This is a genomic window from Escherichia sp. MOD1-EC6819 (genome assembly GCF_002965765.1).
Lineage (GTDB): Bacteria > Pseudomonadota > Gammaproteobacteria > Enterobacterales > Enterobacteriaceae > Escherichia > Escherichia ruysiae.
Map to the genome: position 1 here is coordinate 105,005 of NZ_PTRG01000012.1, position 14,021 is coordinate 119,025.

Below are 14,021 nucleotides of genomic sequence, written 5' to 3' on the forward strand. Positions count from 1 at the left end.
ACAAACAACATGGTCAAATCTCAACCGATTTTGAGATATATCTTGCGCGGCATTCCCGCGATTGCAGTAGCGGTTCTGCTTTCTGCATGTAGTGCAAACAACACCGCAAAGAATATGCATCCTGAGACACGTGCAGTGGGTAGTGAAACATCATCACTGCAAGCTTCTCAGGATGAATTTGAAAACCTGGTTCGTAATGTCGACGTGAAATCGCGAATTATGGATCAGTATGCTGACTGGAAAGGCGTTCGTTATCGTCTGGGCGGCAGCACCAAAAAAGGTATCGATTGTTCTGGTTTCGTACAACGTACATTCCGTGAACAATTTGGCTTAGAGCTTCCGCGTTCAACGTATGAACAGCAGGAAATGGGGAAATCAGTTTCCCGTAGTAATTTGCGTACAGGCGACTTAGTCCTGTTCCGCGCGGGTTCAACCGGACGCCATGTCGGTATTTATATCGGTAATAATCAGTTTGTTCACGCATCCACCAGCAGTGGTGTAATTATTTCCAGCATGAATGAGCCGTACTGGAAGAAGCGTTACAACGAAGCACGTCGGGTTCTCAGCCGTAGCTAATAAATCGTTTGGATGCAATCCCTTGGCTATCCTGACGAGTTAACGAAAAGCACTGCTTAGGCAGTGCTTTTTGGTTTTTCTCATCCGAGAAAATGATGTTTCCACATCTTGAACCAGGCTATAGTCCCGTCATTCTTTCCTTTTAGTGTTGTCGTATTTTCAGGATATTATCGGAACCATGTTCATACGAGCTCCCTCTTCTGGACGTAAGATCCTGCTCACCTGCATTATTGCGGGCGTGATGATTGCGATACTGGTCAGCTGCCTTCAGTTTTTAGTGGCCTGGCATAAACACGAAGTCAAATACGACACCTTGATTAGCGACGTACAAAAATATCTCAATACCTATTTTGCCGACCTGAAATCCACCACTGACAGGCTCCAGCCGCTTACCTTAGATACCTGCCAGCAAGCTAACCCGGAGCTGACTGCACGCGCAGCATTTAGCATGAACGTGCGAACGTTTGTGCTGGTAAAGGATAAAAAGAGCTTCTGTTCTTCTGCAACTGGTGAGATGGACATCCCACTCAGTGAACTGATTCCGGCACTAAACATCGGCAAAGATATTGATATGGCAATATTGCCAGGCACACCGATGGTGCCCAATAAACCAACGATCGTCATCTGGTATCGTAACCCTTTATTAAAAAATAGCGGCGTTTTTGCAGCATTGAATCTGAACCTGACGCCGTATATTTTCTATAGCTATCACCAGCAAGATTTCAACGGTATCGCGCTCATTATTGGTGATACTGCGCTATCGACTTTTACGTCGCATTTGATGAACGTCCGTGAGTTAACCGGCACGCCGGTACGTGAAACCAAAATTGCAGGCCTTCCGCTGACCGTTCGGCTTTATGCTGATGACTGGACATGGAACGATGTGTGGTACGCGTTTCTACTGGGTGGTATGAGTGGAACTGTCGTTGGCCTGCTCTGCTATTACCTGATGAGCGTGCGTATGCGCCCAGGCAGAGAAATTATGATGGCCATCAAACGTGAGCAATTTTACGTGGTGTATCAACCGGTGGTTGATACGCAAACACTGCGGGTAACTGGCCTGGAAGTACTGCTACGCTGGCGTCACCCGGTAGTGGGTGAAATTCCCCCGGACGCCTTCATTCACTATGCCGAATCGCAAAAGATGATTGTACCTCTCACCCAGCATCTGTTTGAGCTGATTGCTCGTGATGCCGCAGAATTAGAAAACATACTGCCGGTGGGCGTGAAATTTGGCATTAACATCGCGCCGGATCATCTGCACAGCGAGAGCTTTAAAGCAGATATCCAAAAACTGCTCACTTCCCTGCCCGCACACCATTTCCAGATTGTGCTGGAAATTACCGAGCGCGATATGCTGAAAGAGCAAGAAGCCACGCAACTCTTCGCCTGGCTGCATTCAGTCGGCGTAGAAATTGCTATTGATGACTTCGGCACCGGGCACAGCGCGCTTATTTATCTGGAACGTTTCACGCTCGATTACCTGAAAATTGACCGTGGCTTTATCAACGCCATAGGTACGGAAACGGTCACCTCACCCGTACTTGACGCGGTGCTGACGCTGGCGAAACGTCTCAATATGCTGACAGTTGCTGAAGGGGTCGAAACACCGGAACAGGCGCGCTGGCTGCGCGAACGTGGCGTTAATTTCCTGCAAGGTTACTGGATTAGTCGCCCCCTGCCGCTGGATGATTTTATCCGCTGGCTGAAGAAACCGTATACGCCACAGTGGTAAGGTGTGCGTGCGTCCCTTATTATTCATAGTGAAAGTATGCCGGATTGCGGCTAATGATGAGTAAAAGGAAATCCGTTGCAGATGATTGTGCGCATACTGCTGCTGTTTATCGCTCTGTTCACCTTTGGTGCGCAGGCGCAGGCTATCAAGGAAAGCTATGCCTTTGCAGTGCTGGGAGAACCCCGGTACGCGTTTAATTTCAACCATTTTGATTATGTGAACCCCGCCGCGCCAAAAGGTGGGCAGATAACGTTGTCAGCCCTCGGCACCTTCGATAATTTCAACCGTTATGCATTGCGCGGCAACCCCGGCGCACGCACCGAGCAGTTGTACGACACGCTATTTACCACCTCCGATGACGAGCCAGGCAGTTATTACCCACTGATTGCCGAAAGCGCGCGCTATGCTGACGATTATTCCTGGGTGGAAGTCGCCATTAATCCGCGCGCCCGTTTTCATGACGGTTCGCCTATTACTGCCCGCGATGTTGAATTCACTTTTCAAAAATTTATGACCGAAGGCGTGCCGCAATTTCGTCTGGTTTATAAAGGCACTACCGTTAAAGCCATTGCGCCGTTAACCGTGCGCATTGAATTAGCCAAACCCGGTAAAGAAGATATGCTGAGTCTGTTTTCGCTGCCGGTATTTCCAGAAAAATACTGGAAGGATCACAAACTTAGCGACCCGCTCGCCACGCCTCCGCTTGCCAGTGGTCCGTACCGAATTACGTCCTGGAAAATGGGGCAGAATATTGTTTATTCCCGCGTGAAAGATTACTGGGCGGCAAACTTACCGGTAAACCGTGGGCGCTGGAATTTCGACACCATTCGCTACGATTATTACCTCGATGATAATGTCGCTTTTGAAGCATTTAAAGCCGGTGCTTTTGATTTGCGTATGGAAAACGACGCCAAAAACTGGGCAACGCGCTATACCGGTAAAAATTTCGACAAAAAATACATTATCAAAGACGAACAAAAGAACGAGTCGGCACAGGATACGCGCTGGCTGGCGTTTAACATTCAGCGTCCGGTATTCAGCGATCGCCGGGTGCGGGAAGCGATCACTCTCGCCTTTGACTTTGAATGGATGAACAAGGCGTTGTTTTACAATGCCTGGAGTCGCACGAACAGTTATTTTCAGAATACCGAATACGCGGCCAGAAATTACCCGGACGCAGCTGAACTGGTGCTTCTGGCGCCGATGAAAAAAGAGTTACCGCCAGAAGTCTTCACGCAAATCTACCAGCCGCCGGTATCCAAAGGCGATGGCTACGATCGTGACAACCTGTTAAAAGCCGACAAACTTCTCAACGAAGCGGGCTGGGTGCTGAAGGGGCAGCAACGCGTAAATGCCACAACGGGTCAACCGCTCAGCTTTGAGTTATTGCTGCCTTCAAGCAGCAATAGTCAGTGGGTATTGCCGTTCCAGCACAGCCTGCAACGGCTGGGTATCAGTATGGACATTCGCAAGGTGGATAACTCGCAAATTACCAACCGAATGCGCAGTCGCGACTATGACATGATGCCGCGCGTGTGGCGAGCAATGCCGTGGCCCAGTTCCGATTTACAGATTTCCTGGTCATCGGAATATATCAATTCCACTTATAATGCACCCGGCGTGCAAAGTCCGGTTATCGACTCGCTGATCAACCAGATTATTGCCGCGCAGGGAAATAAAGAAAAATTGCTGCCGTTAGGGCGCGCACTGGATCGCGTATTAACGTGGAATTATTACATGCTGCCAATGTGGTACATGGCGGAAGACCGTCTCGCCTGGTGGGATAAATTCTCCCAACCCGCTGTGCGCCCTATTTACAGCCTCGGTATCGATACCTGGTGGTATGACGTCAATAAAGCGGCCAAACTGCCGTCAGCCAGACAACAGGGAGAGTAGATGGGCGCTTATCTGATTCGCCGTCTGTTGCTGGTGATCCCAACGTTATGGGCGATTATCACCATCAACTTTTTCATCGTGCAAATTGCGCCTGGCGGTCCGGTCGACCAGGCCATCGCCGCCATTGAGTTTGGTAATGCCGGAGTATTACCCGGCGCAGGCGGTGAAGGTGTTCGTGCCAGCCATGCGCAAACGGGCGTCGGCAATATCAGCGACAGTAATTACCGTGGCGGACGCGGATTAGATCCAGAAGTGATCGCCGAGATCACTCATCGCTACGGTTTCGATAAGCCGATCCACGAACGTTACTTCAAAATGCTCTGGGACTACATCCGCTTTGATTTTGGCGACAGCTTGTTTCGCAGCGCCTCGGTGCTGACGCTGATTAAAGACAGTCTGCCGGTTTCCATCACCCTCGGATTATGGAGCACGCTGATTATCTATCTGGTGTCGATTCCGTTAGGCATTCGCAAAGCTGTTTATAATGGGAGCCGCTTTGACGTCTGGAGTAGCGCATTTATCATCATCGGTTACGCCATTCCGGCCTTTTTATTTGCCATCTTGCTGATTGTCTTCTTCGCAGGCGGCAGCTATTTCGACCTGTTCCCTCTACGCGGCCTGGTTTCCGCTAACTTTGATTCGCTGCCGTGGTATCAGAAAATCACTGATTATCTGTGGCATATCACGTTACCCGTGCTGGCGACAGTGATTGGCGGCTTTGCGGCACTTACGATGCTGACCAAAAACTCATTCCTTGATGAAGTGCGCAAGCAATACGTGGTTACCGCGCGTGCGAAAGGGGTCAGTGAGAAAAATATTCTCTGGAAACATGTGTTTCGTAACGCCATGCTGCTGGTGATTGCCGGTTTTCCGGCGACGTTTATCAGCATGTTTTTCACCGGTTCGCTGTTGATTGAGGTGATGTTTTCGCTCAATGGCCTCGGCTTACTGGGCTACGAAGCGACCGTCTCGCGCGATTATCCGGTGATGTTTGGCACCTTGTATATTTTCACCCTAATTGGCCTGCTGCTGAATATCGTCAGTGATATCAGCTATACGCTGGTCGATCCGCGTATTGATTTTGAGGGACGTTAATGTCGCGACTCAGCCCCGTCAATCAGGCCCGTTGGGCGCGTTTTCGCCATAACCGTCGCGGCTACTGGTCGTTATGGATTTTCCTCGTCTTGTTTGGTTTGAGTTTGTGTTCTGAACTTATTGCCAACGATAAACCGTTGCTGGTGCGTTATGACGGCAGCTGGTATTTCCCGTTGCTGAAAAACTACAGCGAAAGCGATTTTGGCGGTCCGCTGGCAAGCCAGGCAGATTATCAGGACCCGTGGCTGAAGCAACGGCTGGAAAATAACGGCTGGGTACTGTGGGCACCGATTCGCTTTGGTGCTACCAGTATCAACTTTGCTACCGATAAGCCCTTCCCTTCTCCCCCCTCCCGGCAAAACTGGCTGGGAACGGATGCCAACGGCGGCGATGTGCTGGCACGTATTCTCTATGGCACGCGGATCTCAGTTCTGTTTGGCCTGATGCTGACCCTCTGCTCCAGCGTGATGGGCGTGCTGGCGGGGGCGCTACAAGGCTATTACGGCGGTAAAGTCGCTCTTTGGGGACAACGCTTTATTGAAGTATGGTCGGGAATGCCGACGCTGTTTTTGATCATTTTACTTTCCAGCGTCGTACAGCCTAACTTCTGGTGGCTGCTGGCAATTACTGTCTTGTTTGGCTGGATGAGTCTGGTCGGTGTGGTGCGGGCGGAGTTTTTACGTACCCGTAATTTCGACTACATCCGCGCGGCGCAGGCGCTTGGCGTCAGCGATCGCAGTATCATTCTGCGTCATATGTTGCCAAATGCCATGGTCGCTACCCTTACCTTTTTACCGTTTATTTTATGCAGTTCAATAACTACCCTGACCTCGCTCGATTTCCTCGGCTTCGGTCTGCCGCTCGGTTCACCGTCGCTCGGCGAACTGCTGTTACAAGGGAAAAATAACCTCCAGGCCCCGTGGCTTGGGATCACCGCCTTCTTGTCGGTGGCGATATTATTGTCTTTGCTGATTTTTATTGGTGAAGCCGTCCGCGACGCATTTGATCCTAATAAGGCGGTGTAGTATGACGCAAACTCTGTTAGCGATTGAAAACTTGTCGGTGGGTTTTCGCCATCAGCAAACTGTCCGTACCGTAGTGAATGATGTTTCACTACAGATTGAGGCTGGCGAAACGCTGGCGCTGGTGGGCGAGTCAGGTTCTGGCAAGAGCGTTACTGCGCTGTCGATTTTACGTCTGCTCCCTTCCCCGCCGGTAGAATATCTTGCTGGAGATATTCGTTTTCATGGCGAATCGCTACTTCATGCCAGCGAGCAAACGTTGCGCGGCGTACGCGGTAATAAGGTAGCCATGATCTTCCAGGAGCCAATGGTGTCGTTAAATCCATTGCATACTCTGGAAAAACAGCTTTATGAAGTGCTTTCACTCCATCGCGGGATGCGACGAGAAGCGGCACGTGGCGAGATATTAAATTGCCTTGATCGCGTCGGTATCCGTCAGGCAGCAAAACGACTGGCAGATTACCCTCATCAGCTCTCAGGCGGCGAACGCCAGCGGGTGATGATTGCAATGGCGCTATTAACGCGCCCGGAATTATTAATTGCCGATGAACCGACTACCGCACTGGACGTCTCTGTCCAGGCGCAGATTTTACAGTTGTTGCGCGAACTGCAACATGAACTGAATATGGGGATGCTGTTTATTACTCATAACCTCAGCATCGTCAGAAAACTGGCTCACCGCGTGGCAGTGATGCAAAACGGTCACTGCGTGGAGCAAAATAACGCCACTGCGCTATTTGCCTCTCCTGTTCATCCTTACACGCAAAAGCTACTCAACAGCGAGCCGTCAGGCGACCCGGTGCCGTTGCCAGAACCAGCCTCAACGCTGCTTGATGTTGAACAGCTTCAGGTTGCCTTCCCCATTCGCAAAGGGATTTTGAAACGCGTTGTCGATCATAACGTGGTAGTGAAAGACATCAGTTTTACGCTACGAGCAGGTGAAACGCTGGGTTTAGTGGGCGAGTCCGGTTCCGGGAAAAGCACGACAGGACTGGCGCTGCTGCGACTGATTAACTCTCAGGGCAGCATCGTCTTTGACGGTCAGCCATTGCAAAATTTAAATCGCCGCCAGCTGTTACCTATTCGTCATCGCATTCAGGTGGTATTTCAGGATCCAAACTCCTCGCTCAACCCACGACTCAACGTTTTGCAGATTATTGAGGAAGGCTTACGGGTTCACCAGCCGACGCTTTCTGCCGCACAACGCGAACAACAAGTGATAGCCGTGATGCATGAAGTGGGGTTAGATCCTGAAACACGCCACCGCTATCCTGCAGAGTTTTCCGGGGGGCAACGACAACGCATAGCGATTGCCAGGGCGTTGATTCTTAAGCCTTCACTGATCATTCTTGATGAACCAACATCGTCGCTCGACAAAACGGTACAGGCGCAAATATTGACGCTATTGAAATCATTGCAACAAAAGCATCAACTGGCCTATTTGTTTATCAGCCACGATTTACACGTCGTCCGCGCGCTATGTCATCAGGTTATCGTACTGCGACAGGGGGAAGTGGTGGAACAAGGACCGTGCGCGCGCGTATTTGCCGCACCACAGCAGGAGTATACGCGTCAGCTACTGGCGTTAAGCTGACGCTTAAAAAGGATTGTAATTTGAGAAGGGCTCGGCAATTGCCACACCAAAATTTTTCAATCGGCATGTCGCCGCAAACTCATCATGGCGATTTACAAACAGGCACGGCTCACCTTCACACTCCAGTACCGAGCATGGAACTTCAATGTCGCTTAACGCCTGGCTTAGTTTGTACATCACCGACCATGCATTATCACCATCCGGGCTAAGCAATTTAAGCGCCACCAGGCTGTTGTCACCGCACGGTCCATTTTGCGGAATCGGTTCAACCTTCGAACCTGCGAAACCAGCAGACCAGCGATAGTTCTGCGGCAGTCGATGGACGATTGAGAGTTGTAATGAAGTCACTTATTTTCCCCGGAAGCACATTTACTTCACAATTTGTTTACATCAATTTTAACACATCAACAACAACCCGTCTTTAAACAGATCGTAAAGATTGATGCCTCGCCTGCGTGGCCTCTATGGCTCTGATTTAAATAATATCTGCGGGCGTGGTCACGTTTGCGGGGCTATATGTACCCGTTTCTGCGATCTAACTCAACCTTTTTAACTACAATGATGTGACTTTTTACATAAATTGATTTTACATAAAATAAACATATATCGGGGGGAATGATGGATTTGTGGTTGACATGCATCAACAAAGGAAGCCTTTTAGCTTCCCCGTTGTGCAATAGATCACCGTTTTTTCGGCCGACTGGCGTACAGACAGAAGAGAATGGAGCAGGTCGCACAGAACGCAATCGACCAGATCATCGGCCATGCGGAGTTAAAGGTCGCAAGGGAGAGCAATGCACCGACAATGGCGCCAATACCAAAGCGGAAGGTTCCTGCCAGCGATGATGCCGTTCCCGCCATATGGGGAAACTCATCCAGAATGACCGCCATCGCATTGGATGACACCATCGACACGCAGCCCACAAACGCCGCCACACCAACCACCAGCGACCAGAACCCCAACCCCAGCAGCGCACTGATGACCATCCACGCTGCCATAATAAATTGAATCCACAGCCCCGACCGGAACATATTCAGCGCGCCAATGCGGCGAACAAAGCGACTGTTAAAGATGGTCATCACGAACAAGAAAACAATATTCAGCGCAAAGTAATAACCAAAGTTTTCCGGCGCGACGTGGTTAATTTCAATGTAGACAAACGGTCCGGCGCTTAAGAATGAGAACATCCCGGCAAAGCTGAAACCGCTGGCCAGCATATAACTCAGGACGCGCTTATGGCGGAACAGTGCGGCGAAGTTGCCAATGGTGGTACGGATGTGAAACGGCTGACGACGCTCCGGCGGTAACGTTTCTTTGATCAGGAAGAAGATCATCGCCGAAGCCAGAATCGCCGCCACGGCGAGGATCCAGAAAATGTAATGCCAGCTCAGCCACACCAGCACCCAGCCGCCAACAATCGGCGCCATCAGAGGCGCGATGGTCGTTACCAGCATGACAAACGACATCATCCGCGAGAACTCTTCTTTCGGGTAGATGTCGCGCATCAGGGCGTTGATGACCACGCTGGCCGCCGCCGCTGCCAGCCCGTGAAAGAAACGCATCACAATCAGCTGATCGATAGTTTGCGCCAGTGCACACGCCACCGCCGCCGCAGCAAATACCAGCGTACCGCCAAGAACCACCGGCTTACGCCCGAAGCTATCTGCCATCGGCCCGTAGATTAACTGCCCCAACGCAAAACCCAGAATATAGGTACTCAGGGTCATCTGCGTACTGCCCGCTGGCACACCAAACTGCGCAGAAATCACTGGCAGCGCGGGCAGATACATATCAATCGACAGCGGCATCAACATGGCCAGCAGGCCAAGGATAAAAACAATAGCAAACGACGAATGCTGTCGGGTGGTCACAACGGGCTCCTGAAAGTCATTGAAAAGTTAGACGACGCTGGCAATTTCTTCTTCAGTTAACGGACGATATTCACCGGGTGCTAAATCAGCATCCAGCGTAATGCCGCCAATACGTTCACGATGCAGCTCAACCACGTGGTTACCCACGGCGGCGAACATGCGTTTCACCTGATGATAACGCCCTTCGCTGATGGTCAGACGAACCTGCGTTGGGGTAATCACTTCCAGCACCGCCGGCTTAGTGAGATCTTTTTCGTTATGCAGCTGCACGCCTTTAGCAAATTGCTCTGCCGTATCGTCAGCTACGGGGGATTCCAGCGTCACCAGATAGGTCTTCTCGCAATGATGGCGCGGAGAAGTAATGCGGTGCGACCACTGACCATCATCTGTCATCAGCACCAGACCGGTGGTATCGATATCCAGACGCCCTGCGGCGTGCAGTTTCCACGCTACCGGTTCATCCAGAAAATAGAGCACCGTTGGGTGATCCGGGTCGTCCGTGGAGCAAACATAGCCCTGAGGCTTATTGAGCATGAAGTAACGTGGGCCGTGTTGCTGCGCCAGCGGGTTGCCATCGTAAGCGACATCATGTTCAGGAAGCAGTTTGAACGCTGCATTGCGGACGATTTCGCCATCGACGGTGACACGAGTGGCACGGATTTCACGCCCGGCAATAGCACGGCTAACGCCGAGTTGCTGTGCGATAAATTTATCAAGTCGCATGTGTGTGATTTTGCCTGTAAAAAACGGAGGTCGGGTAATGACCCGAAAATCTGAACTGTTGTTCGCCCAGTATAGCGGTCTAATAACTTCCCTCAAGAGAAAAAGATCCGTGGCATACTATTAGCAGAATAATCTACCTACGCGAGACCATGATTTTTACACTCCGTCCATATCAGCAAGAAGCCGTGGATGCCACGCTCAACCATTTTCGTCGTCATAAAACTCCTGCCGTTATCGTGCTGCCTACTGGTGCAGGTAAAAGCCTGGTGATAGCGGAACTGGCACGGCTGGCGCGTGGTCGCGTGCTGGTGCTGGCGCACGTCAAAGAGCTGGTGGCGCAAAACCATGCAAAATATCAGGCGCTGGGGCTGGAAGCCGATATTTTTGCCGCCGGGCTGAAGCGCAAAGAGAGCCACGGTAAAGTGGTGTTTGGCAGCGTGCAGTCGGTCGCACGCAATCTCGATGCCTTTCAGGGTGAATTTTCGCTGTTGATTGTCGATGAATGCCACCGCATTGGCGACGATGAAGAGAGCCAGTATCAGCAAATCCTTACTCACCTGACAAAAGTGAATCCCCACTTACGCCTGTTGGGGCTGACCGCCACGCCTTTTCGGCTGGGCAAAGGCTGGATCTACCAGTTCCATTATCACGGCATGGTACGTGGCGACGAGAAAGCCCTTTTCCGTGACTGCATTTATGAGCTGCCGCTGCGTTATATGATTAAACACGGCTATCTGACGCCACCAGAACGGCTTGATATGCCGGTAGTGCAATACGATTTCAGCCGCTTGCAGGCACAGAGTAATGGGCTGTTCAGCGAAGCCGATCTCAACCGCGAGCTGAAAAAACAACAACGTATTACGCCGCACATCATCAGCCAGATTATGGAGTTCGCCGCAACGCGCAAAGGGGTGATGATTTTCGCCGCGACGGTTGAACACGCAAAAGAGATTGTGGGATTGCTGCCCGCCGAAGATGCAGCACTCATTACCGGTGACACACCCGGCGCTGAACGTGATGTATTAATTGAAGATTTTAAAGCCCAGCGTTTTCGCTATCTGGTCAACGTCGCGGTACTGACCACCGGATTTGACGCCCCGCACGTCGATCTTATTGCTATTCTGCGCCCTACCGAATCGGTGAGTCTTTACCAACAAATTGTCGGGCGCGGTCTGCGTCTGGCTCCCGGCAAGACTGATTGCTTAATTCTTGATTATGCGGGTAATCCTCACGATCTCTACGCGCCGGAGGTCGGTACACCAAAAGGCAAAAGTGACAACGTCCCGGTACAGGTTTTCTGCCCTGCCTGCGGTTTTGCCAACACCTTCTGGGGCAAAACGACCGCCGACGGTACATTGATTGAACACTTTGGTCGTCGCTGTCAGGGGTGGTTTGAAGATGACGACGGTCATCGCGAACAGTGTGACTTCCGTTTCCGTTTTAAAAATTGCCCACAATGTAACGCGGAAAACGATATTGCCGCCCGACGATGCCGCGAATGTGACACGGTACTGGTTGATCCAGACGACATGTTAAAAGCGGCGCTACGACTCAAAGACGCGCTGGTATTACGCTGTAGCGGCATGTCTTTGCAGCATGGTCACGATGAGAAAGGCGAATGGTTGAAAATTACCTATTACGATGAAGACGGAGCGGATGTGAGTGAGCGTTTCCGTCTACAAACGCCCGCCCAGCGTACCGCCTTCGAACAACTTTTTATCCGCCCGCATACGCGCACACCGGGCATCCCTCTGCGCTGGATAACCGCCGCCGATATCCTCGCCCAGCAAGCCTTATTGCGCCATCCGGATTTTGTTGTTGCCCGCATGAAAGGTCAGTACTGGCAAGTGCGTGAAAAAGTGTTCGATTACGAAGGTCGTTTTCGTCGGGCGCATGAATTACGCGGTTAATGGTAGTTTTGATTGATGTATAAGGCGATTGAGTATAGAATCTCGCCCGCTTTTGCATACGCAAAGCAGATCACTTACCTGTTGCTGGGTCGCCTGTAGCAGGATTAATTTAAGAGAGAAAGAAATGTTTACTATTAACGCAGAAGTACGTAAAGAGCAGGGTAAGGGTGCGAGCCGCCGCCTGCGTGCCGCTAACAAGTTCCCGGCAATCATCTACGGTGGCAAAGAAGCGCCGCTGGCTATCGAGCTGGATCACGACAAAGTCATGAACATGCAAGTTAAAGCTGAATTCTACAGCGAAGTTCTGACCATCGTTGTTGACGGTAAAGAAATCAAAGTTAAAGCTCAGGATGTACAGCGTCACCCGTACAAACCGAAGCTGCAGCACATCGACTTCGTTCGCGCTTAATTGCTGAATAAGTTGTAAAAAACCCCGCTCCGGCGGGGTTTTTTGTATCCGCAGATTATGCCTGATGCGACGCAGTGCGTCTTATCAGGCATACAGGTATTACCGTTATTTGCAGGCCAGAGAAGGCGTCACGCCGCATCTGGCATTCATTACGTAAAACCGATTAATTACCGCCAGACGTCCGGCGCTGAAGCTGATCGCGCAAGTTCGGCGGCGTGCCCTTAATGGTCAGGGTATCGGTCGCCGGGTCCCAGAAAATCCGTTCGCCTAACAGCATTGCATCAAAGTTGATGGTTAAGCCACCACCGCTACCGGCAAACTTAGTCAACTGACGCAGCGTGCTACGATCTGCCGGGAAGCTCTCTTCCAGTTCATAGCCTTTTTCAGCCGCAAATTCCGTGAAGCTCACTTCGCTGACGCCCGCCAGTTCTTTCGACAGCGACTCCAGCTCGATCTCTTCGCCCGCCTGCAATTGCTCATTACAGTAGCTATAAACCTGCTGGCGAACGTTCTGCCGTTCTGCTTTATCCAGTTGCGCTTCGGCGGTAAAGTCATCGACCGCCTGTAACAGTCCACGGTTTTGCGCTTTCGCATTCAATCCTTCGCTGGCACCGAGGAAGTCCATAAAGAAATCAGCCACTTTGCGCCCTACTCGCCCTTTCAGGAAAGTGAGATAACGGGTCGATTCTGGATTGGTTTCCCACTCGGTCAAATCGATACGCGCAACGATATCAGCATGATTAATATCGAGATAATGGGTTGGGTTGATGTCGAGGTTTTCGTTAACGCGCATACTGCTTAAATTGTTCAGTACGCAAATCAGCAAATACTCAACCGCCAGATAGCGATAGTGACAAAACAGCACGAAGCCGCCGTCAGCAAAAGGATATTTCGCCAGTTCGTCACGCAGGCGACCAGTTGCTGCCCGACTAAATGCCAGAAAGTCTTCTTCGCCCTGACGCTGTAAGCGCAGCGTCTGCGCCAGTTCACTTTCCTCGCTAAACAAACCGTAGGCTTTATTCTTGGCGCTATAGACACGATGCAGCTCCGCCACCATCTCAACGACGGTTTCCGTCGGTTCCAGCAATGAATCGCGCAGCACCAGCTCAAGGTTCTGCTCATCACGCTTGATAAGCTGGTGCAGAGCAATCTGGTTGATATCCAGACTCATGATAAACTCTCCTTTTAG

12 protein-coding genes are annotated in these 14,021 nt (G+C 51.1%); 8 read left to right on the plus strand and 4 right to left on the minus strand.

All coding sequences use genetic code 11. The features are described from left to right. The first annotated feature begins 9 nt into the window (after positions 1–9). From mepS to yejF, 6 genes are all read left to right on the plus strand, one after another. On the plus strand, positions 10–576 hold the full coding sequence (gene mepS / locus A7Z06_RS17815; protein WP_000241011.1) for a bifunctional murein DD-endopeptidase/murein LD-carboxypeptidase: 567 nt from the start codon (positions 10–12) through the stop codon (positions 574–576). Between the two features lie 178 nt (positions 577–754). Next, a complete protein-coding gene (locus A7Z06_RS17820; protein WP_000470616.1) occupies positions 755–2,311 on the plus strand; it encodes a cyclic di-GMP phosphodiesterase in 1,557 nt (518 codons plus the stop codon). A gap of 81 nt (positions 2,312–2,392) precedes the next feature. Beyond that, positions 2,393–4,207 (plus strand): extracellular solute-binding protein, encoded by a 1,815-nt coding sequence (locus A7Z06_RS17825; RefSeq protein ID WP_010347235.1) that lies wholly within the window; start codon positions 2,393–2,395, stop codon positions 4,205–4,207. Next, complete coding sequence (locus tag A7Z06_RS17830; RefSeq protein WP_000501604.1) at positions 4,208–5,302, plus strand: microcin C ABC transporter permease YejB; 1,095 nt, start codon at positions 4,208–4,210, stop codon at positions 5,300–5,302. After that, on the plus strand, positions 5,302–6,327 hold the full coding sequence (locus tag A7Z06_RS17835; RefSeq protein WP_105279519.1) for a microcin C ABC transporter permease: 1,026 nt from the start codon (positions 5,302–5,304) through the stop codon (positions 6,325–6,327). Before A7Z06_RS17830 ends, A7Z06_RS17835 begins: the two co-directional genes overlap by 1 nt. Before the next feature lies 1 nt (position 6,328). Beyond that, positions 6,329–7,918, plus strand: coding sequence for a microcin C ABC transporter ATP-binding protein YejF (gene yejF / locus A7Z06_RS17840; protein ID WP_000194902.1), 1,590 nt, complete (start codon positions 6,329–6,331; stop codon positions 7,916–7,918). Positions 7,919–7,921: 3 nt separating this feature from the next. Here the strand turns inward: yejF and A7Z06_RS17845 are convergent, their stop codons facing one another. The 3 genes from A7Z06_RS17845 to rsuA all read right to left on the minus strand — a co-directional run bounded on the left by A7Z06_RS17845 (position 7,922) and on the right by rsuA (position 10,513). Beyond that, positions 7,922–8,266: a YejG family protein gene (locus A7Z06_RS17845; protein WP_000202796.1), complete on the minus strand. Its 345-nt coding sequence runs from the start codon at positions 8,264–8,266 to the stop codon at positions 7,922–7,924. A gap of 333 nt (positions 8,267–8,599) precedes the next feature. Beyond that, entirely contained in the window at positions 8,600–9,790 is a 1,191-nt protein-coding gene (gene bcr / locus A7Z06_RS17855) for a multidrug efflux MFS transporter Bcr (RefSeq protein WP_000213383.1), read from the minus strand. Between the two features lie 27 nt (positions 9,791–9,817). Then, positions 9,818–10,513, minus strand: a complete 696-nt coding sequence (rsuA, locus tag A7Z06_RS17860) for a 16S rRNA pseudouridine(516) synthase RsuA (RefSeq protein ID WP_105279520.1) — start codon at positions 10,511–10,513, stop codon at positions 9,818–9,820. Positions 10,514–10,662: 149 nt separating this feature from the next. Between rsuA and A7Z06_RS17870 the strand changes: the two genes are divergently transcribed. After that, on the plus strand, positions 10,663–12,423 hold the full coding sequence (locus A7Z06_RS17870; RefSeq protein WP_000578056.1) for a DEAD/DEAH box helicase: 1,761 nt from the start codon (positions 10,663–10,665) through the stop codon (positions 12,421–12,423). A 124-nt stretch (positions 12,424–12,547) separates the two neighbouring features. Further along, positions 12,548–12,832 (plus strand): 50S ribosomal protein L25, encoded by a 285-nt coding sequence (gene rplY / locus A7Z06_RS17875; RefSeq protein WP_000494185.1) that lies wholly within the window; start codon positions 12,548–12,550, stop codon positions 12,830–12,832. A gap of 163 nt (positions 12,833–12,995) precedes the next feature. Here rplY and yejK read toward each other — a convergent pair whose 3' ends face one another. Continuing rightward, the gene (gene yejK / locus A7Z06_RS17880) at positions 12,996–14,003 is read right to left on the minus strand and encodes a nucleoid-associated protein YejK (protein ID WP_000050780.1); all 1,008 of its coding nucleotides are present in this window, start codon (positions 14,001–14,003) and stop codon (positions 12,996–12,998) included. Positions 14,004–14,021 lie beyond the last annotated feature (18 nt).